At 67.0% G+C, this 25240-nt stretch carries 22 protein-coding genes; 8 read left to right on the forward strand and 14 right to left on the reverse strand.

All coding sequences use genetic code 11. From position 1 onward, the window contains the following. A partial coding sequence (locus M3498_10395; protein ID MDQ3459691.1) for a ribulose-phosphate 3-epimerase occupies positions 1 to 159 on the forward strand: 159 nt, incomplete at its 5' end. Positions 160 to 326: 167 nt separating this feature from the next. Here the strand turns inward: M3498_10395 and nrdR are convergent. After that, positions 327 to 773, reverse strand: coding sequence for a transcriptional regulator NrdR (gene nrdR, locus M3498_10400; GenBank protein MDQ3459692.1), 447 nt, complete (start codon positions 771 to 773; stop codon positions 327 to 329). Positions 774 to 841: 68 nt separating this feature from the next. After that, positions 842 to 1747: an SDR family oxidoreductase gene (locus tag M3498_10405; GenBank protein MDQ3459693.1), complete on the reverse strand. Its 906-nt coding sequence runs from the start codon at positions 1745 to 1747 to the stop codon at positions 842 to 844. 200 nt (positions 1748 to 1947) lie between these two features. Between M3498_10405 and accD the strand changes: the two genes are divergently transcribed. Next, positions 1948 to 2907 (forward strand): acetyl-CoA carboxylase, carboxyltransferase subunit beta, encoded by a 960-nt coding sequence (gene accD, locus M3498_10410; GenBank protein MDQ3459694.1) that lies wholly within the window; start codon positions 1948 to 1950, stop codon positions 2905 to 2907. Beyond that, positions 2891 to 3853, forward strand: coding sequence for an acetyl-CoA carboxylase carboxyltransferase subunit alpha (locus tag M3498_10415; protein MDQ3459695.1), 963 nt, complete (start codon positions 2891 to 2893; stop codon positions 3851 to 3853). Before accD ends, M3498_10415 begins: the two co-directional genes overlap by 17 nt. A 65-nt stretch (positions 3854 to 3918) precedes the next feature. On the opposite strand, the gene gltB is transcribed toward M3498_10415, so the two are convergent. The 9 genes from gltB to M3498_10460 form a co-directional block, all read right to left on the reverse strand. Further along, positions 3919 to 8571: a glutamate synthase large subunit gene (gene gltB, locus M3498_10420; GenBank protein MDQ3459696.1), complete on the reverse strand. Its 4653-nt coding sequence runs from the start codon at positions 8569 to 8571 to the stop codon at positions 3919 to 3921. A gap of 328 nt (positions 8572 to 8899) precedes the next feature. Continuing rightward, on the reverse strand, positions 8900 to 10528 hold the full coding sequence (gene cimA / locus M3498_10425) for a citramalate synthase (protein MDQ3459697.1): 1629 nt from the start codon (positions 10526 to 10528) through the stop codon (positions 8900 to 8902). Positions 10529 to 10605: 77 nt separating this feature from the next. After that, positions 10606 to 12168, reverse strand: coding sequence for a 2-isopropylmalate synthase (locus M3498_10430; GenBank protein MDQ3459698.1), 1563 nt, complete (start codon positions 12166 to 12168; stop codon positions 10606 to 10608). 64 nt (positions 12169 to 12232) lie between these two features. Then, entirely contained in the window at positions 12233 to 13228 is a 996-nt protein-coding gene (gene ilvC / locus M3498_10435) for a ketol-acid reductoisomerase (protein ID MDQ3459699.1), read from the reverse strand. A gap of 103 nt (positions 13229 to 13331) precedes the next feature. Beyond that, entirely contained in the window at positions 13332 to 13904 is a 573-nt protein-coding gene (gene ilvN, locus M3498_10440; GenBank protein MDQ3459700.1) for an acetolactate synthase small subunit, read from the reverse strand. Then, on the reverse strand, positions 13901 to 15622 hold the full coding sequence (ilvB, locus tag M3498_10445) for a biosynthetic-type acetolactate synthase large subunit (protein MDQ3459701.1): 1722 nt from the start codon (positions 15620 to 15622) through the stop codon (positions 13901 to 13903). The genes ilvN and ilvB overlap by 4 nt, the downstream gene beginning before the upstream one ends. Before the next feature lie 215 nt (positions 15623 to 15837). Beyond that, entirely contained in the window at positions 15838 to 16620 is a 783-nt protein-coding gene (locus M3498_10450) for a metal ABC transporter permease (protein ID MDQ3459702.1), read from the reverse strand. A gap of 35 nt (positions 16621 to 16655) precedes the next feature. Further along, the gene (locus M3498_10455) at positions 16656 to 17402 is read right to left on the reverse strand and encodes an ABC transporter ATP-binding protein (protein ID MDQ3459703.1); all 747 of its coding nucleotides are present in this window, start codon (positions 17400 to 17402) and stop codon (positions 16656 to 16658) included. A 126-nt stretch (positions 17403 to 17528) separates the two neighbouring features. Further along, positions 17529 to 18527, reverse strand: a complete 999-nt coding sequence (locus M3498_10460) for a metal ABC transporter substrate-binding protein (GenBank protein MDQ3459704.1) — start codon at positions 18525 to 18527, stop codon at positions 17529 to 17531. Positions 18528 to 18831: 304 nt separating this feature from the next. On the opposite strand from M3498_10460, the gene M3498_10465 reads away from it, so the two are divergent. Continuing rightward, positions 18832 to 19401 (forward strand): DNA-3-methyladenine glycosylase, encoded by a 570-nt coding sequence (locus tag M3498_10465; GenBank protein MDQ3459705.1) that lies wholly within the window; start codon positions 18832 to 18834, stop codon positions 19399 to 19401. Between the two features lie 150 nt (positions 19402 to 19551). Here M3498_10465 and M3498_10470 read toward each other — a convergent pair whose 3' ends face one another. The 3 genes from M3498_10470 to M3498_10480 form a co-directional block, all read right to left on the reverse strand. Then, complete coding sequence (locus M3498_10470; protein MDQ3459706.1) at positions 19552 to 19770, reverse strand: cold-shock protein; 219 nt, start codon at positions 19768 to 19770, stop codon at positions 19552 to 19554. A gap of 169 nt (positions 19771 to 19939) precedes the next feature. Continuing rightward, positions 19940 to 20194 (reverse strand): hypothetical protein, encoded by a 255-nt coding sequence (locus M3498_10475; protein MDQ3459707.1) that lies wholly within the window; start codon positions 20192 to 20194, stop codon positions 19940 to 19942. A gap of 71 nt (positions 20195 to 20265) precedes the next feature. Next, positions 20266 to 20808, reverse strand: a complete 543-nt coding sequence (locus M3498_10480; GenBank protein ID MDQ3459708.1) for a GNAT family N-acetyltransferase — start codon at positions 20806 to 20808, stop codon at positions 20266 to 20268. Between the two features lie 142 nt (positions 20809 to 20950). Between M3498_10480 and metK the strand changes: the two genes are divergently transcribed. The 4 genes from metK to lysS all read left to right on the forward strand — a co-directional run bounded on the left by metK (position 20951) and on the right by lysS (position 25223). After that, entirely contained in the window at positions 20951 to 22126 is a 1176-nt protein-coding gene (metK, locus tag M3498_10485) for a methionine adenosyltransferase (protein MDQ3459709.1), read from the forward strand. 115 nt (positions 22127 to 22241) lie between these two features. After that, positions 22242 to 23114 carry a hydroxymethylbilane synthase gene (hemC, locus tag M3498_10490; GenBank protein MDQ3459710.1) on the forward strand — a complete coding sequence of 291 codons (873 nt, stop codon included), beginning with the start codon at positions 22242 to 22244 and terminating at the stop codon, positions 23112 to 23114. 71 nt (positions 23115 to 23185) lie between these two features. Further along, complete coding sequence (locus M3498_10495) at positions 23186 to 23746, forward strand: TlpA family protein disulfide reductase (protein ID MDQ3459711.1); 561 nt, start codon at positions 23186 to 23188, stop codon at positions 23744 to 23746. Between the two features lie 10 nt (positions 23747 to 23756). After that, a complete protein-coding gene (lysS, locus tag M3498_10500) occupies positions 23757 to 25223 on the forward strand; it encodes a lysine--tRNA ligase (GenBank protein ID MDQ3459712.1) in 1467 nt (488 codons plus the stop codon). Positions 25224 to 25240: the final 17 nt, after the last annotated feature.

Raw genomic sequence — 25240 nt, forward strand, 5'->3', positions numbered from 1 at the left:
GGCGGCGTCGACGCCAGCACCATCGCCCAGGCCGCCCGAGCGGGCGCGGACGTGCTGGTGGCGGGCAGCGCGGTCTTCGGCGCCAAGGACACCGCTGAGACCACCCTCAAGGCCACCATCGCTGACAACCTGAAGCGCCTGCGCGACGCCCTTCCCTAATCGACATCGTGGCGCAGCTTGGGGATGCCTGGACCGGGAGCTGGCACAGGAGACCTTGGGGGAAGCTTGAAGACGCTTCAAGGCTTCGGTGGCGCCGGTTGGGTTACGCCTCCGACTTGAGCTGACCAAGCGAAGGCCCTCAAGCCGTTCGGGCTCGAGGGCCTAGCTCAAGAAGACTCGGCGAGCTCGCGGATCTCCTCGATAAAGCGGTCTACCGAATCGAAATCTCGGTAAACGCTCAAAAAGCGGATATAGGCCACGTCGTCCAAGCTCTTTAGGAACTTTAGGGCTCGGCCGCCGATCTCCTCCGAGCTTATTTCAGGGCCCTGCACCTCATCCTCGAAGGCGTAGGCGAAGGTGCGGAGCTGCTTGTCGGTGATGGGGCGCTTGTTGCAGGCGATCTGGATCTTGCTCAACAGCTTGTCGGGATTGAAGGCCTCGCGCCGGCCAGAGCGCTTGACGACCATGAGCGCCTCGAACTGCGCCCGCTCATAGCTGGTGAAGCGGCGGCCGCAGGCGGGGCACTCGCGCCGCCGGCGGATGGCTACACCCTCGTCCGAGGGACGCGAGTTGATGACGCGGGTGTCGCTCGACGAGCAGAAGGGGCAATTCACATTGCTGGGTTCATGCCGGTGAGGAGCTGGCTGGTGAGAACCTGGCTGGTGAGGAGCTAAGGGTCACGCTAGTACGAGTCCCGCGGCAGTTTGCCCGAGTAGGAAACGCGCTGCAAAAAGCCCTCCTCTTCGTCGTCCTCGATTTCGCCGTCGCCGCTCGGTTCCCAGCCCTCGCCGGCGCTGTCGGCGACGCTCCCCGTCGCGCCGGCGACAGCATCCTCTTCGTCCTCGCTCTCCTCGTCGTAGAGGCTGGCCTCGAGGTCGTCCTGACGGGTGTTCTCGTTCAAGGCCGCCTGCACCTCGGGCAGGAGCGACTCGATGAGCCGCGGCGGCGGCGGCAGCTTGACTTTGAGCTCCTGACCCGAGACGCCGTAGCCGGCCGCGGTGCTCAAGTGGAGGATGCTGGCGACGAGCGCGGCGTCGTGAACGGGGTCCGAGGCGGACCTCGAGGGCACCACCACGTTGACGCGCAGCGATTCGTAGCGCGCGTCGAAGGCCCTGGCCAGCTCGGCGACGGCGCCGCGCATGGCCGCCATGTGGGGCTCGCCCGCGTCCAGAGGCGGCGCCACCAGGACCAGCCAGGAGCGGCTCAGCATGCGCGCGGCGGTCTTGAGCGTCAGAAAGCTGCTCTTGAAGGTCTCGTCCAGGAGTTCGGCGAACTCGCCCTCGGCCAAATCGCGAAAGCGGGTGTGGCTTTCGAACGGCGCCACGTGGACGACGCCGGAGAGGTCGCCGAAGATCTCGTAAACCTTTTCAAAGGCGTTTTGCACGTCGAGCTGCGTGGTCATGTCGGCGGCGATGGGAATCGCTTGGCCGCCGAGCTCCTCGATCTCCGCGGCGGTCTTGGCGGCGAGGTCCACGTCCTTGTCGGCGCAGACCACGTCGAAGTCGGCCTGGCCGTAGGCGAGCGCGATGGCGCGGCCGAAGCCTTGGCCCACATTGGTCACGAGCACTACGCTGACGGTGCTATCCATTAACGCTAAGCATAACGAGCTTTGGCGCCTCCGACAAGTGTCGCGCGGACAGTGCCGCTCGCGCGGTTGCCTTTGGGTTGCCTTTGGGTTGCCTGTGGGTTGCCTGTGGGTTGCTGTCAAAGTCGCTTGCGCAAGCCCGCACGGCTGGGATAGGCTCTAAGGGTGCAACAGCACCCTCAGGCCACGCCAAGGCGCACCCCATGACCCTCGAGCGCTGGTTTCGCCGCAAGCGCCCGCAGCGCAGCGACGGTGAAGAGAGCCCCGCCGGCCTCTGGATCAAGTGCGACTCCTGCGGCGCCCAGGTCTACCGCAAGGACCTCGTCGCCAACCTCTACCTCTGTCCCGAGTGCAAGCACCACTACCGCATGCCCACCGAGGCGCGCGTCGCGCTGCTCGCCGACGAGGGCTCCTTTGAGCTGTGGTCGGGCGCGGTGTTTCCTTCGGACCCGCTTCTCTTTGTCGATACCGAGCCCTATCCCGAGCGGATGAAGCGCTACCAGGACAAGCTGGGCCGCCCCGACGCCGTGGTGGCGGGCGGCGCGCTCCTGGGGGGGCAGCCCGTCGCCCTGGTGGTGATGGACTTTGGCTTCATGGCCGGCTCGATGGGCTCGGCGGTCGGCGAGGAGATCGCCCGGGCCACCGAGCGGGCGGCCGCAGAGGGGCGCGGGCTGGTGGTGGTGGCGGCCTCGAGCGGCGCGCGCATGCAGGAGGGCGCGCTCTCGCTCATGCAGATGGCCAAGACGACCATCGCCCTCGCGCGCCTGCGCAAGAAGCGCCTGCCCTACCTGAGCGTCTTGACCGACCCGACCACGGGCGGCGTCACCGCCAGCTTCGCCACCCTGGGCGACCTCATCATCGCCGAGCCCAAGGCGCTCATCTGCTTCGCCGGCCCGCGGGTGATCCAGCAGACCATCAAGCAGGACCTTCCCGACGGCTTTCAGCGTTCGGAGTTCCTGCTCAAGAAGGGCATGCTCGACGACGTCGTCGCGCGACCCGAGCTCAAGAACAGGCTCGCGCGCTACCTGCGCCTCTTGCGAAACGTCCCGGAGGCGCGTGAGCCGGCGGGAGAGGCGAAAGACGGCGCGGGGGAGAACCCGGGAGACGACGCAGGGGAGACGGCAGGGGAGACGGCAGGGGAGCCTCGTGGCACTGCCCTTTGAAAAGCCGATCGACGACCTCGCCGCGCGCATCGATGACATGAAGGCCTATGCGCGCGAGCAGAACATCGACCTGTCGCTCGAGCTCAAGGCTTTGGAGGACCGCTTGGAGCGCCTCAAAGAGGAGACCTTCTCCAACCTGACGCGCTGGCAGCGGGTGCAGGTGGCGCGGGCGCCGGGCCGGCCCACCGCGCTCGACTACATCCAGACTATGCTCGAGGACTTCACCGAGCTCCACGGCGACCGCACCCTCGGCGACGACCCGGCCATGGTCACGGGGCTGGGCAGGCTGAGGGACAGAAGCGTGGTCGTCATCGCCCAGCAAAAGGGCCGCGGCACCAAGGAAAACATCGAGCGCAACTTCGGCATGGCCCACCCGAGCGGCTACCGCAAGGCGATGCGCATGTTCGAGCTGGCCGACAGGTTCGCCCTGCCCGTCTTGACCCTGATCGACACGCCCGGGGCCTATCCCGGCATGGCCGCCGAGGAGCAGGGCCAGGCCTGGGTGATCGCCGAGAGCATCCAGCGCATGGCCGAGCTGAGGGTCCCGGCGGTCAGCGTGGTGATCGGCGAGGGCGGTTCGGGCGGCGCCCTGGCCATCGGCGTAGCCAACCGCGTCTTGATCTTGGAGAACGCCATCTACTCGGTGATCAGCCCCGAGTCCTGCGCGGCCATCCTGTGGCGCGACGCCGCCGAGGCGGGCCGCGCGGCCGAGGCGCTCAGGCTGACCGCCACGGACCTGCTCGCCCTCGGCGTGGTCGACGAGATCATCCCCGAGCCCTCGGGCGGCGCCCACCGCGACCCCGCCGCGACGATGGCGCGGGTCAAGGAGAGGCTGCAGTGCGACTTCGCGGCGCTCGGCTCACTCTCCGCCGAGAGGCTTGTCGAGGAGCGCTGGGCGCGCTTTCGCAAGCTCGGCGTGACCGAAGGCGTGGCCGCCCCTACATAGAGGGTCATAAGTAGAGGGTCCTGAGCTCGGCTTTGACATCAGCAGGAAGGGAAAGACGAACCGGCTCAGTGCAGCGACTCGACCCTCGCCCGGTCTTGCGCCTCGGCGGCGAGCTGCGCCAGCACGGCGGCTTCGAAGACCTTGGGGTCTTGTTCTTGAGCCGTCTTGTCCTCCGCGCCCGGGTGCGGTACGACCTTCCAGAACTTGGCTGAGGCTTCGACCCAGTGCTCCAAGACCCAAGCCGCCCTGGGGCTGCCGGTGAGCTCCCAGTGACGCGCGACCAGGGCCTTCAGAAGTTCCTCGTCGACGTCGTGCGCAACCCGCTCCACGGCGACCATGCCGGGATTGACGCGCTCCGCGAAACGCTCGTCTAAGTCGAGCACGTAGGCCACGCCGCCCGACATGCCCGCGCCGAAGTTGCGGCCCGTCCGGCCGAGGACGACCACCACGCCGCCGGTCATGTACTCGCAACCGTGGTCGCCACAGCTCTCGACCACCACCCGCCCGCCGGAGTTGCGGACGGCCAGGCGCTCGCCGGCGCCGCCCGCGGCGTAGAGGCTGCCGCCGGTGGCGCCGTACATCACCGTGTTGCCGATGATGGCATTGTCCTCGGGCCTAAAGCGCGCGCCCTTGGGCGGGAAGACGGCGATCTCGCCGCCGTGCATGCCCTTGCCCACGTAGTCCTGCGCTTCGCCCTCGAGCAGGAGGCTCATGCCGCTGTTGCAAAAGGCGCCGAAGCTCTGGCCGGCGCTGCCCTTAAAGCGCAGCTGCAGCGTCCCGGCGGGCAGGCCCCCTGGCCCTACCACCCGGGCGATCTCGCCGGCCAAGCGCGCGCCGACCGAGCGCTCGCGGTTGGTCAGCCCGTAGCCTCTGCTCAAGGCCTGGCGGCTCGTCAGCGCGGTCTCGCAGTCCTTCCAGACGATCTCGTCGAGAGGCGGGTCGTCGTCGGGACGGTCGTTGTGACGGCTTTGCGCGCGGCGCGGCTTCAGGCCGCCGGGATCGGGGTCCTTCAGGAGCGCGCTCAGGTCGACCTTCGCCGCGCGCGGCAATTCAGCGTCTCTGGCCTCCAAAAGATCGACCCTGCCGATGACCTCGTCCAGGCTGCGCGCGCCCAGCTCGGCCAGGATCATCCGCACCTGCTGGGCGACGTAGGAGAGGAAGTTGACGACGTGCTCGGGCGTGCCGGGAAACTTGGCGCGCAGGTCCTCACGCTGCGTCGCCACGCCCACCGGGCAGGTGTTTAAGTGGCACTGCCGGATCATGGCGCAACCCGCCGCCACCAGGGCCGCGGTGCCGAAGCCGTACTCTTCGGCGCCCAGGAGCGCGGCGACTATCACGTCGCGGCCGGTCTTCATGCCGCCGTCCACGCGCAAGGAGACGCGGCCGCGCAGGTTGTTCTCGATCAGCACCTGCTGGGTCTCGGCCAGGCCGAGCTCCCAGGGCACGCCGGCGTGCTTGATCGAGGCGAGCGGCGAGGCACCGGTGCCGCCGTCGAAGCCCGAGATCTGGATGGTGTCGGCGTAGCCCTTGGCGACGCCCGCCGCGACGGTCCCCACCCCGGCGGTGGCGACGAGCTTGACGCCGACGCGGGCGAAGCGGTTGACGCGCTTAAGGTCGTAGATGAGCTGCGAGAGGTCCTCGATCGAGTAGATGTCGTGGTGCGGCGGCGGCGAGATCAGGGTCACGCCGGGCACCGAGCCGCGGATGCGGGCGATTTCAAGGTTGACCTTGTGGCCGGGGATCTGCCCGCCTTCGCCGGGCTTGGAGCCCTGAGCCATCTTGATCTCGAGCTCGCGCGCCGACACCAGGTAATCCGGCGTCACCCCGAAGCGGCCCGAGGCCACCTGCTTGATGGCGCTGTTGCCCCAGTCACCCGCCTGCGGGTGCCAGGGGGCAAAGGAGAGGTCTCCCCTGTCCCGGTCGTAGGGCTGGTAGCGGACGGGGTCCTCACCGCCCTCGCCCGAATTGCTCTTGGCGCCGAGCCGGTTCATCGCCACCGACAGCGTCTCGTGCGCCTCGCGCGAGACCGAGCCGTGGCTCATCGCCTGGGTGGTGAAGCGCCTCACGATAGCTAGGATGGGCTCGACCTCGGCTAGGGGCAGGGGCTCGGCGGCCTTTTTGTAGGCGAGCAGGTCGCGCAGGGTGCAAGGCGGCCGCTCGTCCACCAGGCGGGCATACTCCTGGTAGGCCCCAAAGCTCTCCGTCCGCACCGCCTTGTGCAGCGCCTTGAAGACGAGCGGGTTCAAGGCATGGTACTCGCCGGCCTTGCGGAAACGGTAGATGCCCCGGTCCCTGAGAGCGGGGTCCTTGAGCGCGGGGTCCTCGCCGTAAGCCTCGGCGTGAAAGCGCAGGGCGTCGCTGGCGATGGCCTCCAGGCCCGCGCCGCCGATGCGGCTGGGCGTGCCGACGAAGTAGCCCTTCACCACCTCGTCCTCGAGCCCGATGGCCTCGAAGATCTGCGCGCCGCGGTAGGACGAGATGGCGGAGATGCCCATCTTGGACATGATCTTCAAGAGGCCTTTGGCGACGGCCTTGCGGTAGTTCCGGGCGGCCTCGTCGGGACTGAGGCCCTCTTTGGCGGCGAGGTCGCGCACGCTGGCCAGCGCCAGGTAGGGATGGACGAGGGCCGCGCCGTAGCCGATCAGACAGGCGTAGTGGTGATCTTCTCTCGTTTCGCCGGTCTCCGCGACGATGCCGGTGCGGGTGCGCTTGCCGGCGGCGATGAGGTGGTGGTGCACCGCCGCCACCGCCAGCAGCATGGGCACGGGCACCCCGTCCGGCCCCGCCCCGCGGTCGGAGAGGACGAGGACGCTGCAACCCTCGTCCAAGGCCGCCTCGGCCTCGGCGCAGAGGTGCGCTACCCTGCGCTCCAGCCCCTCCGGGCCGGCCCCCAAGGGGAAGACCGCCTCGAGCGTCTTGGCCCCCAAGGGTTCACCCTGCGCCCGCAGCCAGGCCATCTCCACCTCGTCTAGGAGCGGCGAGTCGAACTTCATGACCTGAGCGGTGCTCGCCTCCTCCTCGAGCAGCGGCCCGCGCGGTCCCAGGACGGTCTCCAAGGACATCACCAGGCGCTCGCGCAGGGGGTCGATGGGCGGGTTGGTCACCTGGGCGAAGCGCTGCTTGAAGTAGCGGTAGAGGCCCTGGGGCTGCTCGGAAAAGAGCGCTAGCGGCGTGTCGTCGCCCATCGAGCCCACCGGCATCTCGCCCAGGGCCATCGGCGCGAAGATGCGGCCCAGGTCCTCGGCGCCGTAGCCGAAGAGCTTTTGGGTGCGCGCCAGCGTCGCTTCGTCCGGGTGCCAGAGGGCGGGCGGGTCGGCTCCTTCAACCCGCGGCTTCCGCATGTAGGCGCCCAGCCACTCGCGGTAGGGCCGGCGCCGAGCGTAGCGGGCCTTGATGTCGGCGTTGCGCAGGAGCTCGCCGCTCGCGGTATCGACCGCCAGCATGGCGCCGGGGCCCAAGCGACCCTTCTCGAGGAGGTCGCCGTCCGGCAGCGGCACCACCCCGGCCTCCGAGGCGACCACCACCGTACCGTCCACCGACACGCAGTAGCGCTGCGGTCTGAGGCCGTTGCGGTCGAGCGCGGCCACCGCGAAGCGGCCGTCGCTGAAGACCAGGGCCGCCGGGCCGTCCCAGGGCTCCATCAGGGTCGCGTGATAGTCGTAGAAGGCCCGAAGCTCCGGGTCCATGCTCTTGTCCTCTTCAAAGGCTTCGGGCACGAGCATCATCATGGCGTGGAGCGGGTCGCGGCCGCTCATGACCAGGAGCTCGAAAGCATTGTCGAGCGCGGCCGAGTCACTGCCGCCCGGCGCGATCACCGGCAGCAAATCCTCGATGTCCTCGCCCCAGAGCTCGCTCCTGAGAACCGCTTCTCTCGCCCGCATGAAGTTGACGTTGCCCTGGAGCGTGTTGATCTCACCGTTGTGGGCGAGAAAGCGGAAGGGCTGGGCCAAGGACCAGGTGGGAAAGGTGTTGGTGCTATAGCGCTGGTGGAAAACCGCGATGGCCGTCTCATAGCTCGGGTCAGCTAAGTCGGGGTAGAAGTGGCTGAGCTGCTGCGCCACCATCAGGCCCTTGTAGACGAGGGTCCGGTGCGAAAAGGAGGGCAGGTAGAAACGGCCCAGACCAGCCTCGGCGACCCGCGTCTCGACGCGCTTGCGGGTGAGGTAGAGCCGACGCTCGAAGGCGTCGTCGCCCAGGCCCTCGGGACGCTCGAGCAGCACCTGGCGGATGACCGGGCACCTCTCCCGCGCAACCTCGCCCAGGGCCTCGTGCCGCGTGGGCACCTCGCGCCACATCAGCAGGCGCAGCCCCGAGGCGGCGACGACCCTTTCGATGAGCGTGCAGATAGCTTCCGCCTGGGCGTCGTTGGCGAGAAAGACCACGCCCACGGCCAGGTCTTCGTCGCGCGCCAGCGCAAGGCCCGCCGCCGTGAGCTCGCGCCGAAAGAGCGGGTGCGGGATCTGGGTGAGGACGCCCGCCCCGTCGCCGGTCAGGCCGTCGGAGGAGACCGCGCCGCGGTGGGCGAGGTTGCAGAGCGCAGCGAGTGCCTGCTGCAGCGTCTCGTGCGTCTTTCGGCCGTGCAGGTCGGCGACGAAACCGACCCCGCAGGCGTCGCGCTCATGGGGCCAGGCAAGGGTGCCAAAGTCCGAGCCCCTTCTCCCCGACCACGTCGTCGTAGTCACCGCTGTCGTCACCGCTGTCACCGCTGGTATGGTCATCGTCGATCCTCGCTCGGGAATGACGCCGGGTCCTGCCCCGGCTGCGGCGCCTTCCCCGAAAAGCCCTGTTTGAACAGCTCCCGTTTGAACAGCCCTTTATGCATCAACTTGCGTGTCGTTGCGATTTTGCAGAGTTCACTGGCCCAACAGAGGGCAGGTGATTGGAGAAGTATAGCCAGTACGACAAGTCCCTGTCAATCTCCAAGCTAAGCAAAAGCAAGGCCCCTACGCTAAAAACGAATCGAAAGCCCACGCCGCGATCGGGTTCAAAAGCGTAAGAGGTGAACGAGCCGCGCGCTGCCAGCCACCGTGCTGGCCGCATAGTTATTCAGGCTGGCTCGTGCTCGAGGGGCCCCGAGCCGAGGCTGGGCTCGAGCTCTGAGCGCGGCGTGACCCCATCGCGGATGAGCTTGTAGTCGATGGCGTCGATGATCGCCTGGTAAGAGGCGTCGATGATGTTGGTGCTGGCGCCGACCGTCCCCCAGGTGCGCTGGCCGTCGCTCATCTCGACCTGCACCCGCACCACGCTGGCGGTGCCGGTTTCCGGGCCCGACAGCACCCGCACCTTGTAGTCGGTGAGCCTGAGCGCTTGGATGCTCGGGTAAAAGCGCACGAGCGCCTTGGCGAGCGCCCGGTCGAGGGCGTTGACGGGACCGTCGCCCGCGGCCGCAGTGTGCTCGAGCTCGCCCGCCACCTCGACTCTGACCGTCGCCTCGCAGACGGGTTCCCGGTCGAGGTCGCGCTTGTCGATGTTGACCCTATAGCCGTGCATGACGAAGTAGGGCTTGTACTCGCCTTGGACCTTGCGCTTCATGAGCCTGTACGACGCCTCGGCGCCCTCAAAGGCGTAGCCGCGGTGCTCGAGCTCCTTGAGCCGGTCCACGACCGAGGCGACCTCGCTCCTTCCCTCTTCGCCGTACTCGGCTGCCTTGGCGAGGATATTGGCCCGGCCGGAGAGATCGGAGAGAAGAATCCTGCGGCGGTTGCCCACGGTCTGGGGCTGAACGTGCTCGTAGGTCCGCGGGTTCTTGTTGACGGCCGAGACGTGGACGCCGCCCTTATGAGCAAAGGCCGCGTCGCCGACATAGGGCGCCCGCGGGTTCGGGCTCATGTTGGCGCGCTCGTCGATGTAGCGCGACAGCTCGCGCAAGGCGCCCAGGTCCTGTGGCTGGTCGAAGCCCAGTTTGAGTTTGAGCGCGGGCAAGACGCTCATCAGGTTGGCATTGCCGCAGCGCTCGCCGTAGCCGTTGACGGTCCCCTGCACGTGCCTGGCGCCCGCTCCGACGGCCGCCAGCGCGTTGGCGACGGCGAGCTCACCGTCGTTGTGGCTGTGGACGCCGATTGCCGCGGCGAAGCCTTCCCTCACTTCGGCCACGCGCTCGGCGACGAAGCCCGGCAACGAGCCGCCGTTGGTATCGCAGAGCACCAGCCTGTCGGCCCCTCCCACCGCCGCCGCCGCCAGTGTTGCCAAGGCGTAAGCGGCGTCGGCACGGTGCCCGTCGAAAAAGTGCTCGGCGTCGTAGACGACCAGCTTGCCCTGCCCCTTCAAAAAGCGCACCGTCTCCTCGATCATCGCCAGGTTGTCCTCGAGTTCGACGCCGAGCGCCTCCCGGACGTGCAGGTCCCAGCTTTTGCCGAAGAGGGTGACCACCGGCGTCTCGGCCGCGAGCAGCGCCCGCAGGCTGGGGTCGTCCTCGCAGCGCGTTCCCTTCCTGCGGGTGGCACCGAAGGCGGCGAGCCGGGCGTGAACGAGCGGCACCTCCTTCATCAGCTCGAAAAAGCGCACGTCCTTGGGGTTCGAACCGGGCCAGCCGCCCTCGATGAAGTCCACCCCAAAGGCATCGAGCCTTTTGGCGATGGCGACCTTGTCCTCGCTGGTCAGGTTGAAGTCCTGTCCCTGGGTGCCGTCGCGGAGGGTGGTGTCGTAGATTTCGACGGTCACGGGCATCTTTGTCATGGGCATCTTCCTCATTTGAGCCTTTAGCCTTTAGCCTTTAGCCTTTAGCTAAAACCTAACAGCTGACGGCCTGACAGCTACGGCGTCGCCACCTCGCGCACGTCGCGGGCCGCCTTGCCCACGCCCGCCGCCAGCTTGTTGAGCACGTCCACGTAGGCCCGGGCCGAGGCTTCGACCACGTCGGTCGAGAGGCCGCGGCCGTGCAGCAGGCCCTGGTCGGTGCGCATGCGCACGGTGACCTCGCCGAGCGCGTCCTTGCCCGAGCCGACGCTGCGAAGCTCGTAGTGCTCGAGCCTCAAAGTCACCTGGCTGATGCGGTCGAGCGCCTTGTAAACGGCGTCTACCGGGCCGTCACCGGTGGCGGCCTCCTGGTAAGTGCCGGTGTCGGTCGTCAGCCGCACGGTGGCGACGGGGGTCATGTTGGTGCCGGACTGGAACTGCACGGCTTCCAGCCTATAGGTCTCGGGCACGCGCGCGCTCTCGACGTCGACGAGCGCGCGGATGTCCTCGCTGGTCACCTTCTGTTTGCGGTCGCAGAGGTCCTTGAACTGCTTGAAGAGGGCGTCGAGCTTGTCGTCCTCGAAGTCGCCGTAGCCCAGCTCCGAGAGCGTCTTGCGAAAGGCGCGGCGACCCGAGTGCTTGCCCATCACCAAGACGCCCGCGTCGCGGCCGACCGTCTCCGCGCTCATGATCTCATAGGTCTCGAGCGCCTTGATGACGCCGTCTTGGTGGATGCCCGCCTCGTGGGAGAAGGCGTTGTCGCCGACGACGGCCTTGTTCGCCGGGACCACCATGCCGGTGTACATGCTGACCAGCCGGCTCGAGCGGTAGAGCTCGCGGGTGTTGATGCCGTGCTCGTGGCCCCAGAAGTCCTTGCGGGTGGTCAAGGCCATCACCAGTTCTTCGAGCGAGGCGTTGCCCGCCCGCTCGCCGATGCCGTTCACCGTGCACTCGACCTGGGTGGCGCCGCTCCGCACCCCCGCCAAGGAGTTGATAACCGCGCAGCCGAGGTCGTCGTGGCAGTGGGTGCTGATATCGACGTGCTCGAGGCCGGGCACCTGCTCGCGGATATGGGCCACCAGCTTGCCGTACTCCCAGGGCGTCAGGTAGCCGACGGTGTCGGGGATGTTGATGGTCGTCGCACCCGCCTTTACCGCCTCGGTGAAGACGCGCACCAGAAAATCCGGGTCGCTGCGCCCGGCGTCCTCGGCGGAAAACTCGACGTCTTCGACAAAGGACTTGGCGAGTTCGACGGCCATCACCGCCCTCTCTATAACCTCGTCGGGCGTGAGCTTCAGCTTTTTCTCCATGTGGATGGGGCTGGTGGCGATAAAGGTGTGGATGCGCGGCGCGCGAGCGTCTTTGAGCGCATGAGCCGCCCGCTCGATATCGGCCGCATTCGCCCGGGCCAGCCCGGCGATGACGACCTTGTCCCCGGCCTCCCTGCCGACCACGCGAGCAATCTCCCGCACCGCCTGAAAGTCGCCCTCCGAGGCGATGGGAAAACCCGCCTCGATCACGTCCACGCCGAGCCGCGCAAGCTGCTTGGCGATCTCGATCTTTTCCGCGGTGTTCAGGGTCGCGCCGGGCGACTGCTCGCCGTCGCGCAAGGTGGTGTCGAAAATCTTGATGTAGGCCATGTCCTCACTCCGTTCGGGATTAAAAATTGAAGATCAAAAATTTTCAGTCTTGAATTTCCAATCTTCACTTGCCTGCTATAAAGGGCATCATCTTGCGCAGCCGCGCGCCGACTTCGCTGACCTGGGCCCGGGCGGCGTTGGCGCGGTTGCTCTTCAAGGTCGGCTGGCCGACCTGGTTCTCGAGCAGGAATTCGCGCGCGAAGCGGCCCGACCGGATCTCCTGAAGAACCCGCTTCATCTCGGCGCGCGTCTCAGCCGTTACGATGCGCTTGCCGGTTGTGTAGTCGCCGTACTCGGCGGTGTTGGAGATCGAGTGGCGCATCTTTTCGAAGCCGCCCTCGTAGATGAGGTCGACGATCAGCTTCATCTCGTGGACGCACTCGAAGTAGGCGATCTCCGGCTGATAGCCCGCCTCGACCAGGGTCTCGAAGCCCGCCTGCATGAGCTCGACCACGCCGCCGCAGAGGACCGCCTGCTCGCCGAAGAGGTCGGTCTCGGTCTCCTCTTTGAAAGAGGTCTCCAAGACGCCCGCGCGCGCCGCGCCGATGGCCTTGGCGTAAGCGAGCGCCCGCTCCTTGGCGGTGCCGGTGGCGTCCTGGTGGATGGCCATCAGGGCCGGCACGCCGCTGCCCTCCTGGAAGGTGCGGCGCACCAGGTGGCCGGGACCCTTGGGGGCGATCATGAACACGTCCACGCCCCCTGGCGCGACGATCTGACCGAAGGTGATGTTGAAGCCGTGGGCGAAGAGCAGCGCCTTGCCCTCCGTAAGGTGCGGGGCGACCTGATCGCTGTAGATCTTGCCCTGCGTCTCGTCGGGCAAGAGCATCATGATCAGGTCGCCGGCCTCGGCGGCCTCGGCGACGCTCATCACCTCGAGCCCCTGCCCTTCGGCCTCGGCCCAGGAGGCCGAGCCCTCGCGCAAGCCGACCACCACCTGGAGGCCGGAGTCCCTGGCGTTCAAGGCGTGGGCGTGCCCCTGCGAGCCGTAGCCCAAGACGGCGATGGTCTGACCCTCAAGGTGCTCGAGCTTGGCGTCGGTGTCGTAGTAGATGTTGGCCATTGGTTGTCCCTTCGGAAGCGAATGGAATCGAAAATTTAAAATTAAAGATTGAAGATTGAGACCAACCCTTTTTTAATTTTCAATCTTCAATATTTAATTGCTTTCAGGCCACCCTGACCGCTAGCGCCCTCTTCGTCACCTTGGGGTCGGCGGCGCTGCGGGTCAGGGCCACGCGGCCGGTGCGGATGAGCTCGATGATGCCGAAAGGGCGCATGCTCTCGATAAAGGCGTTCATCTTGCCCTGGTCACCGCTCACCTCGAAGATGAGCGCCTCGCGGTGGACATCGACGATGCGCGCCCGGAAGTCCTGGGCTATCTGCCGGACCTCGCCCCTCTCCTCGGGTGAAATGATGGCCACCTTGACCAGCATCAGCTCACGGTCGACAAAGGCCGCCCCCGAGTGGTCGATCACCTTGAGAACGTCGATGAGCTTGTGGAGCTGCTTTTCGACCTGCTCGACGGTCCCGTCCTGGCCGGTCACCACGAAGGTGGTCCTCGAGATGCCGGGCAGCTCGGACTGCGCGACCGACAGCGATTCGATGTTGAAGCCGCGCCGGGCGAAGAGGCTGGCGATGCGCACCAGCACCCCCGGCTTGTCCCGGACGGTGACGCTCATGACGTGGCGGTTGACCGCCCCGCCCCCGTGCGGCGGCAAGGACGGCGTGGGCTGGGTCATACCGGTTCCACCTCCAGGGTCTCGGCCTCCAGGGTCTCGGCCTCTAGAGTCTCGGCCTCCTGGTCACCCAAGAGCATCTCGTCCACCCCGGCGCCCGAGGGCACCATCGGGAACACCTTTTCGGCCTCGTAGACGAAGAAGTTCATCACCGCGGGCTTGCCCTTCTCGAGGGCGGTACGGATCGCCTCCTTGGCCTCCTCTCGAGTGTGGACGTTGTAGCCGTCGATGCCGTAGGCCTCGGCCAGCTTGGCGAAGTCGGGATTGGAGTCGGCCAAGTAGACCTCGCTGTAGCGCATGGCGTGGAACATCTCCTGCCACTGCCGCACCATGCCCAGCATGCCGTTGTTGCAGATGGCGATGATGATGGGCAGCTGGTGCTTGAAAATCGTCGCCAGCTCCTGGATGTTCATCTGCACGCTTCCGTCGCCGGCCACGCAGATGACCCTTTCGCCGGGCCGGGCAAAGGCCGCGCCGACGGCGGCGGGCAGGCCGAAGCCCATGGTGCCGAGGCCGCCCGAGGTGATGAAGGTGCGCGGCCGGCTGGTCGCAAAGAGCCGGGCCGCGAACATCTGGTGCTGGCCGACTTCGGTGGTGACGATGCAGTCGCCACCGGTCGCCTCCTTGAACATCTCCAGGACCTCCTGGGTGACGAGCGGCTTGTCCTTTTTGTAGCGCTCGGGATAGCTGCCCTTCCACTCGTGCAGCTGCGCCCACCAGTCGCCGATGGCGAGAGCAGAGAGCGCCTCGCCCAGCCGCGGCAGGACGTCGCGCACGTCGCCGACCACCGGATAGTGGGCTTTGACCAGCTTGGAGAGTTCGGCGGGGTCGATGTCGATGTGGACGATGGTGGCGTTCGGCGCGAAGCGGCTGATCTTGCCCGTCACCCGGTCGTCGAACCTGAGGCCCGCGCCGATGATCAGGTCGCTGTGGGTGATGGCGCGGTTGGCGGTCACGGTGCCGTGCATCCCGGGCATGCCGAGCGCGTTGTCGGCCCCCGCCGGATAGGCGCCGATGCCCATCAAGGTGGTGATGACGGGGATGTTCGTCTTGGCGACGAAGTCCATCACCTGCTGCGCGGCCACCTGGCCGCCGCCGCCCACCATCAGGACCGGGCGCTGCGCCTGACGGATCACCTCGGCGGCCCGCTTGATCTGTCCCGCGTGGCCGACCACGGTGGGCTTGTAGCCCGGCAGGTCGATCGCCACCTCCCAGTCGCCGCTGAACTCGGCGAGCTGAACGTCCTTGGGAATGTCGATGAGCACCGGACCCGGCCGCCCCGTCGCGGCGATATGAAAGGCCTCCTTGACGATCCTGGGGATGTCGTTCACGTTCCTGACCAGGTAGTTGTGCTTGGTGATGGGCCCGGTGATGCCGTAGATGTCGGCTTCCTGAAAGGCGTCGGTGCCGATGAGCGCCGACGGCACGTTGCCGGTCACGGCCACCACCGCCGAGGAGTCCATGTGGGCGGTAGCGAGGCCCGTCACCAGGTTGGTCGCGCCGGGGCCGCTGGTCGCAAAGCAGACGCCCACCTTGCCGCCGGCCCGGTAGTAGGCGTCGGCCATGTGCGCGCCGGCCTGCTCGTGGCGCACCAGGACGTGCTTGATGGGCGAGTCGTAAAGCGCGTCGTAGACGGGCATGATCGCCCCGCCGGGGTGGCCGAAGACGAGAGAGACGCCCCTCTGCTCGAGCGCCTTGAGTAGTGCGGCCGCGCCGTTCATCGCTCTTGACCTTTGCGTTCCTGTCGCCTTGTCACGGTTTCACTCCCTAACAGAAAAACCCCGCCAAGTGGTATGGCGGGGTGAGCTTTCGCGTCTAGAAAAGTCTAAACGACGACACCCCTACAACCTAGAATTAGGTTGGCCGAGGCAAGCAGGCAAATTGAGGCAGGCGTCACGTTCATCAAGGCGGAGTATACAGGTGGGCTCGGGGGCTGTCAAGCATGGGACCGCCTCGAGACCAGGGCAGCCACGATAAAGAGCGCCGCCTGGGTCAGAATGACGGTCGAACCGCTCGGCACGTCCAGGAAAAACGAGGCGACCAGACCAAAGGCGGTGCTGAAGAGGCTGAAGGCCACGCTGATGATGGTCATGGTGAAGAGCGAGCGCGACACGAGCCGAGCCGCCGCCGCGGGAATCACCAGGTAGGCCGCCACCAGAATAACGCCGACGACTTTGACGCTGGCGACCACCACCACCGCGGCCAGCGCGAAGAGGAGGTACTCGAGCATACCCACCCTGAGCCCGTCGGTCTGCGCCAGCTCCGCGTCGAAGGTGCTGTAGGCCAGGCGCTTCCACATCGGGATCATGAAGAGCACGGTCAGAGCGGCCACCCCGGCGATGACGTAGAGGTCGATCTGGCCGACACCCAAGATCGAGCCGAAGAGCAGATGCCAGGCGTCCACGGTGTACTCCTGGATGAGCCCGATGAAGAGGACGCCCAGCGCCACCGAGACCGCGAAGAAGATGCCGATGGAGGTGTCCGAGGAGAGCTTGGTGCGCTCGCGGACGAAGGCGATGCCCATCGCCGCGGCCAGGGTGAAGGGCACGGCCACGAAGAGCCACTGCCGCACGCCGAGCAAGAGACCCAGGGCGACGCCGCCAAAGGCCGCGTGGGCCAGGCCGTCGCCCAAAAAGGCCAGCCCCCGCTGCACGATAAAGACGCCCATGAGCCCGCCGACGAGAGCGACCAGCAGGCCCGCTAGAAGCGCACGCTGCATGAAGGGAAACTGAAAGATCTCGACGAGCTCGGCGATCACAGGATCAGGACCCCGTGCCCGTGGCCGATGTGGCCAAAGGCCTCCTGGAGACAACGTTCGCAGAGGGTCTCGGGGGGCAGGCCGAAACCATGCATCTTGCGGTTGATGACCACGACCCGGGTGGCGTGGTGGCGGGCGGCGGCGAGGTCGTGGGTGACCATCACCACGGTGGCGCCGGTCTCACCCTGGTAGCTCTCGAGCAGGTCGTAGAGGTCGTGCTCGGCCAGGAAATCGACGCCCGTGGCGGGCTCGTCGAGCAAGACGATGGCGGGCCGACGCACCAGGGCGCGCGCCAGAAAGGCCCGCTGCAATTCCCCACCGGAGAGCTTGGCCAGGGTGCGCGTGGCCAGTTTCCCCGCGCCGACCTGCTCGAGCGCGTCTCTCGCCCGCTCGCCCTCACGCTTCTTGACCCAGGTAGGCCAGCTCCGGCGCAGGCCCGAGACGACGAGCTCCAAGACCGTCGCCGGAAAGGAGCGGTCGAAGGTCTTGAGCTGCGGCACGTAGCCGATGCGCTCCGGCTGGCGTCCGGCGTCCGCGCCGAAGATGGCGGCGTGGCCTCGCTGTGGCTTGATGATTCCAAGCGCCACCTTGACCAGCGTCGATTTTCCCGCCCCGTTGGGGCCGACGATAGCCAAAAACTCGCCGGCAGGGAGGTCGAAGGAGACATCGTCGAGCGCCTCCACCACGCCGAAGCGGACGCTGACGTGGTGAAAGTGCAGGGCGGGAGGCGCAACAGGAATCATTGCGGCCGTTGTGGTGGGATTTGAGGCTCGGGTCAAGGTCATGTCGCGCCGTGCTTCTAAAAGGCTAGCATGCGCCGCGACCCTTGGGTTGTCGCGGCGCGGTAGGAGAGAACGCCTACTCGACGCTTACTCGTCCTGTGCCAGGGCTTCCAGCAGCACCTGGGCGTTATGGCGCAGGAGGTCCTGGTAGGTCTCGGTCTCGGCGGTGCCGCCCAGAGGGTCCATGGTGTAGAGGGGGAGCCCGGCGCTCTCGGCGACGACTTCGGCGGGACGCCTCGAGAGCTGCGGTTCGGTGAAGATGGCGCGGGCACCCGAGCCTTCGATGTCGGCGAGCGCGTCGCGCAGATAGGCCGGGCTGGGTTCGCGGCCGGAGAAGGGCTCGATCTCGACGATCAGGTCGAGGCCGTAGCGCTCGGCGAAGTAGGGCCAGGCGTCGTGGAAGGGCACAAAAGCCTCGCCCGCTATGGACGCCAGCATCTCGCGCAGCTCGGCGTCGAGCGCCTCGAGATCAGTCACCAGCGTCTCGCCGTTGGCGCGGTAGGCCTCGGCGTTGTCGGGGTCGAGCTCGGCGAGCGCTGCGGCGATGACGGGCACCGCCTGGACCATCAACATGGGGTCGAGCCAGATGTGCGAGTTGATGGGGCCGTGGTCGTGGGCATGCTCATCGTCGTGGGCGTCATCATGGTGCTCGTCGTCGTGGTGCTCATCGTCGTGGTGCTCGTCGTCATGGTGCTCATCGTGCTCGCCGTGCTCGTCTTCGCCGTGCTCATGGTCGTGGTCCGTTTCGATGGCCGCGAACTCGATCTCCTCGAAGAGTTCCACGACCGGCGCGCTGCTGCCGCTGGCCTCGACGAGACCCTGCAACCAACCGTCGATGCCGTAGCCGCCGACCATGATGACGAGATCGGCCTCGGCGATGCGGGCGACGTCACGGGGCGTCGGGTCGAAGGTGTGGGGCGACATGCCGGGCGGCAGGACGCGCACCACCTCGGCGTGGTCGCCGGCGATCTGCCGGGTCAGGTCGTAGACGGGATGAATGGAGGTGATGACGGTAGGTTGGGCCAAGGCCGCCGTCCCAAAGAGTTTTACAGTTAGGAGCATCATCGTCAGGACAACTCGCTTCATGATTACCTTCCTCTTGCGGAGTCTCAGCTTCACTAGGTTCTAAAAATGATAAATGATTATCATCACTTATCAATCTATCCTATCGGCCTCTTCCTGTGATGTCAATCCTTTAGCCATCCAAGTGCCCGCCGTGCGACCATCCCGCCCGACGGGCACGTGCTGGCGACAAAGCCTTTCATAAAACCCAAGTGGCCAGCCGCCGAGGAGGTTCAGAAACCTTTCCCAGTTCAAGGGATGATCCTGACGGTAGAAGGAGCCGAACTCGCCGGCCTCACCCTCGGCGTTCGAGGTATGCTGGCGAACCGTGAGCCGTTTGCCGCGCGCCTTTTTTGCTCGAGCCGCCGAGGAGGTGGCCCCGGCCCTGCTCGGCGCCGTCCTCGTCTGCGCGGGGGAGGGCGGCCTGCGCCGCGGCCGCGTCGTCGAGACCGAGGCCTATGTGGGCGCGCACGATCTGGCCTGCCACGCCGCCAAGGGGCGCACGCGGCGCACCGAGGTGATGTTCGGCCCGGCCGGACACCTCTACGTCTACCTCATCTACGGCATGTACGACCTGCTCAACGTGGTGACCGGTCCGACGGGCGACACCCAGGCGGTGCTCGTCCGCGCCCTCGAGCCGGTGACCGGCATCGCAGGGCGCACGGACGGGCCCGGCCGGCTCAGCCGGGCGCTGGGCGTCACGAGGGGGCACAACGGCCTCGACCTCTGCGCGCCCGCGAGCCCGCTCTGGCTCGAGGCGGGGCCGAGGCCGGAGCGCCTAGGCGTAGGGCCGCGCGTGGGCATCGACTACGCCGGGGCCTGGCGCGAGGCGCCGCTCAGGTTCTACGACGCCGCCAGCGCTTTCGTCTCGAGGCCGCCGCGTAGTCGGGCCGGCTAGACAGGGGCCGGCTAGACAGGGACTGGCTAGCTCACGGGTCGCTCGAAGGGACGGCAGCCAACGCGGGCGGGCGCGCCTTGGACGCCTGGAGCACGGCTCGAGAAACAAAAAAAGGGCGCCTCTAGGGCGCCTTGGTTGTGAAGCTCGGCCTCAGTAGGCCGAGGAAGTCACTTTGACGTTCTTGGCTTGCAGGCCCTTGGGACCCTGCTCGACCTCGAACTCGACGGTGTCGCCTTCGTTCAGGCTGCGGTAGCCGCCGGTGTCCTGAAGCGCCGAGAAGTGACAGAAGACATCCTTGCCGCCGTCACCCTGCTCGATAAAGCCAAAACCTTTTTCGTCGCTGAACCATTTTACTTTACCCGTTGCCATGTTCTAACCATCTTTCTTGTCGTCGGCCCTCTCTTGACGGGGCCCAAACAAAAGTGTTCTCGGGCGAACCCGAATCGCAAAAACCCGTTGGTCTTAAAACGATGGTCTAGTATAGCCCAGCCCCGCGAAAAACACAAATCGCCGGACGCTACAATGTTCACTACACGGTTCAGGCGCCCACGATAAGGACCTCGTACTCGAGCACGTCCTCGACCGTATACTGCCTGCCCGAGAGCTGCGACAGGCCCCAGAGCAGGTAGCCGAGCGCGCTAAGCTCGACGGCCTCGGGGCGGCCGCTGAGCCAGCCGCGCAGGGTCTCGGCGGCGACGTGCTCAGCGATTGTCTCCGCAAGCTGGGCGGCCGTGGCGCCTTCGCGCTCGAGCAGCTCGGCGAGCTTCCACTTGATGCCAAAGGGCTTTTCCATAACGCATGATAGCGCGATCTTCGGGTCAGCCCTGTACCAATTGCCTGCCGTCCTCAGGTCCGCTGCCGCCATCAGCCGCCCCGTGAGCCCTCCTGCAAAAACCTGCTCATGAGCAGGTTGTCGTCGTAGCCGCTCGAGGTCTTGATCTGCCGCCGCTCCCGGCCCTCGAGCACGAAGCCCTCGGCCTGATAGAGAGCGACCGCCGCGGCGTTGCTGGCGCGCACGTTGAGCTGCACCTTCTCCACGCCCACCTCCTCGGCCCAGTCGCAGGCGCAGGCCAGGAGGCGCCGGCCCAGACCCTGGCGGCGCCGCTCCCGGCTGACCGCCAGGGTGAGCATGGCGACGTGCTTCATCTTGGCGGTGAAAAAGCGGTTGAGCTCGAGCCAAGCGTAGAGCCGCGGCGGCTGTCCGTTCGCCCAGTGGCCCGCCACCAGGTAGAGTTCCATCTCGGTCTCGAGGCCGCGCAGCCGGCGCCGCAGGCGTTCGGCGGACGGCGGGCCGTCGCCCACGAACCACAGGTCCTCATGGTAGATAGAGGTTTGCAGGCCGACGAGCGCGTCGGCGTCGTCGGGCTGAGCGCCGCGTATCCGCGCGGAGGGAACGGAAGAGGGCATCCCGCCCAGTATATCTGGCAGCCTACGCCAGCAGTCCAGCCAAGCAGTCCAGCCAATGAGCCAGTGTCCACTTTGAGGCACCAGGCCGCGCGCAGGGCGCCCTGGTATACTCGCAAGGCTGGGACAGCGTCTGGAGGAGAGCGTGCGCAAACTGCTTACATCCGAATCCGTCACCGAGGGCCATCCCGACAAGCTCGCCGACCGCATCAGCGACGGCGTCTTGGACGCCATGCTGGTAGAGGACCCGCACTCGCGGGTCGCCGCCGAGACCGTCGTCACCACCGGCATGGTCTTCATCACCGGCGAGATCAGCTGCCGGGGCTACGTCGACATCCAGCGGATCGTCCGCGACTCGGTGCGCGAGGTCGGTTACACCGAGAGCCACTACGGCATCGACGCCGACCACTGCGCGGTCTTAGTCGCCATCGACGAGCAGTCGCCCGACATCGCCCAGGGCGTCAGCCGCGCCCAGGACGCCGGCTCGGGCGACCCCTTCGACCAGGTGGGCGCGGGCGATCAGGGCATGATGTTCGGCTACGCCAGCCACGAAACGCCCGAGCTGATGCCGCTGCCCATCATGCTGGCCCACGGCCTCACCAGCAGGCTCGCCGAGCTGCGCAAATCCGGCGCGCTCTCCTACTTGCGCCCCGACGGCAAGGCGCAAGTCACCGTCGCCTACCAGGACGACCGGCCCGTGAGCGTCACCTCGGCGGTGATCTCGACCCAGCACGACGAGGACGTCACTCAGGACGAGCTCGTCAGGGATATCCGCGAGCGGCTCGTCAAAGCGGTCATCCCCGAGCAATACCTGAAGGGGAGCCCAAAGCTCTATATCAACCCGACCGGCCGCTTCGTGATCGGCGGCCCGCAAGCCGACTCCGGCCTCACCGGGCGCAAGATCGTCGTGGACACCTACGGCGGCGCGGTGCCCCACGGCGGCGGCGCCTTTTCCGGCAAGGACCCCACCAAGGTCGACCGCAGCGCCTCGTACTACGCGCGCTATATGGCCAAGAACGTGGTCGCCGCCGGTCTGGCCGAGCGCTGTCTGATCCAGCTCGCCTACGCCATCGGCGTGGCTCAGCCGGTCGGCATGTTCGTCGATTGTTTCGGCACCGGCAAGCTGCCCGACGACGCCCTAGGCGAGGTTCTCGGCGAGGTCTTCGACGCCCGGCCGGCGGCCATCATCCACAACCTCGGCTTGAACGCGCCCATCTACAAGGCGACGAGCGCCTACGGACACTTCGGGCGTGAGGGTTTCCCCTGGGAGAGGACGGATAAAGCCGGCCTCCTCGAGGAGGAGGCGCTGACCAGAGCGTAGCGAGCCGGCGCCGACCCGCCAAGAACCCTCCTCTCTCCTCTCTCCTGAGCTCAGCTAGGCGCGAACGCGGCCAGTAGGGTAAACCAGTGGGTCAAAAATGTGTTAGAAAGAGGACATGCCTAGAATCGTGATCGGAAATCGCGGCAGCATCTTGGCGCTGGCCCAGGCGCGCAGCGTTTTAGCGGAGTTGGCGACGGAGTGGCCGGACGTCAACATCGTCATGAAGACCGTGCAGGTGCGCGGGCCGCGTGAGGCTTCAGGGGGCGCCGGCGGCGAGCTTTTGGAGGCCCTGCAGCGGGGTGCGGTCAACATCGCCGTCCAGGGCCTCGAGGACCTGCCCGCCGAGCTGCCCGTGGGCCTCACGCTGGCCGCGGTGACGCGCCGCTTGGAGCCCCGTTGCACGCTCATTACCAAAGGCGGCAAGCGCTTGCAGAACTTGCCCCAGGCTGCCCGCGTCGGCGTCAGAGGCGCCCGCGACCGCGCCTTTCTGCTCGCCCACTTCAAGCACTTCGACATCTGTCTGCTCTCGGGCGACATGGACAACGACCTGGCCGACCTGGCCGCGGGCGAGTTCGACGCCCTCATCCTGCCGGCCGCGAGCCTCATCCAGCTCGAGCGCCGCCACGCCATGGACGTCATCTTGGAGCCCGAGGTGTTTATGCCGGCCGCGGGCCAGGGCTCGCTCGGGCTGGTGGTCCGCGCCGACGACGACCTCGCCGGCGACCTCGCCTACACCCTGCAGCACCGCCCCAGTTTCGACCGCGCCAGCGCCGAACGCTCCTTCGTGGGCGCCCTGTCCGACCACGGCGACAAGGCGGCCGGCGCCCTGGCCACGGTCTCGAGCGAGGGCGAGCTCAGCCTCTTCGGCGCGCTGGCGAGCCTGGACGGCGCCTTGGTCATCCAAGCGGAGGTCTCGGGCGACGCCGCCGAGGCCAAGGACTTGGGGCGCGAACTGGCGCAGGACGTGCGCGACCAGCTCAGCGCCTGAGCGCCCGAGACCTGAACCCGCCGGTATGGTCCAATACCGTCGCGGAGCAAGTCCCTGCCTATGATGCCTTGATGAACCGCGTCTTTCGAAACGCCTTTGCCCACGCACTCGCCGCCCTTCTCATCAGCCTGCTCAGCTTGGCCGGCGCCCAGCGCGTGGGCGAGGCCGCCCCGGACTTCCGGCTGGTGGACGCCGAGGGTAGGCTCGTGCGCCTCGCTGACTTTCGCGGCAGGCCGGTGGTGCTCAACTTCTGGGCGACGTGGTGTCCGCCCTGCCTCGAGGAACTGCCCCTCTTCCAGGAGCTGTCGGAGAGCCTGAATACCCCAGGCGACGAAGCCAACGTCGTCTTCTTGCTCCTCAACAACAACGAGAACCCCGAGTTGGCCAGAGGGTTTCTCGAGGCCGAGGGCATCCGCCTGCGAGCCGCGCTCGAGCCCGACGAGGCGCAAAGGGAGGCGTACGGCGATCTCGGCCGCACCCTCTCAGTGCTGCGCGACTACCGCGTCCGCGGCATGCCTACCACCTTTTTTATCGACGCTGACGGGATCATCCGCGGCATCAAGCAGGGGCTGATCAGCCCCGGCGAGGCCAGCGAACTGCTGGCGACGATCGGCCTCGACTGGCAGCCGTAAGGGAGCAGGCATGTCCGAAAAATCCCTACGAGAACAGCGCCTGCAGCGCCTGCAGAACCTGGCGAGCCTGGTCGAGCGCGGCTTCGAGGCCTATCCCTACCGTATCGAGGCCAGCCACAGCGCCCAGAGCCTGCAAGACCGCTACGGCGGCCAGGAGGCCGGCAGCGAATGGGACGAAAGGGTGACGGTCGCGGGCCGCGCCATGACCGTGCGGCAGATGGGCAAGGTCAGCTTCGTGACCCTGAAAGACGGCAGCGGCCGCATCCAGGCCTACTTTCAAAAGGACGCGCTGGGGAGCTACAACGCGCTCAAGAGGGTAGACCTGGGCGACTGGCTCGAGGTCTCGGGCACACTCTTCACCACCAAGACGGGCGAGCTCACCGTCAAGGCTGGCGCCTGGCGGCTGCTCGCGAAGTCCCTGCGCCCGCTGCCCGACAAGTTTCACGGCCTCGCCGACAAGGAGCAGCGCTACCGCCAGCGGCACCTGGATCTGATGACGAGCCCCGAGGCGCAGCGCGCCTTTGTCTTGCGCTCGAAGGCCGTCTCCTTTATCCGCCGCTTCCTGGACGAGCTGGGCTTTATCGAGGTCGAGACGCCGGTCTTGCAGAGCGTGCCGGGCGGCGCCGAGGCGCGGCCCTTCGTCACCCACCACAACGCCTTGGGGCACGACTTTCACCTGCGTATCTCGCTCGAGCTCTATCTCAAGCGCCTGATCGTCGGCGGCTTCGAACGGGTCTACGAGATCGGCCGCAACTTCCGCAACGAGGGCCTAAGCTACAAGCACAACCCCGAGTACACCATGCTCGAGCTCTACTGGGCGGGCAAGGACTATATGGATATCCTGGAGCTGGTCGAGACGATGTACGAGAGGCTGGTCAGGGAGCTGACCGGCTCGACCACGCTTGTCTACCAGGGCGTGGAACTCGACTTCAAGGCGCCCTGGGCCAGGGTGGACTACACGGGCGAAGTGCAGACGCGCGCGGGCTTGGACTTCGAACTGCTCGACGAGGCCAGGCTGCGCGATTGGCTAAAGGAACGGCACCCCGCCTTGGCGGCGGAGCCCATCGAGGGGGTCTACAACAAGCTCTACGACCTCTACTTGGAGCCCCGTCTCGTTCAGCCCACCTTCGTCATGGACCACCCGCTGGCCATCAGCCCGCTCGCCAAGGCCCACCGCTCTCGGCCCGGCCTGGTCGAGCGCTTCGAGCCCGTAGCCGTGGGCATGGAACTCGGCAACGCCTTTAGCGAACTGAACGACCCCGTCGACCAGCGCCGGCGCTTTGAAAGGCAGCAGGCCCTGCGCGACGCCGGCGACGAGGAGGCGCCGCCCCTGGACGAGGACTTTCTGGCGGCGCTCGAGTACGGCATGCCGCCGACCGGCGGCCTGGGCTTGGGCATCGACCGGCTGGCCATGCTGCTGACCGACGCGCCCAGCATCCGCGACGTGCTCCTGTTTCCGCTGATGAAGCCGGAGTGACCGCTATTACCCGGAAG

It is taken from the genome of Deinococcota bacterium, from assembly GCA_030858465.1.
Classification (GTDB): Bacteria; Deinococcota; Deinococci; order Deinococcales; family Trueperaceae; genus JALZLY01.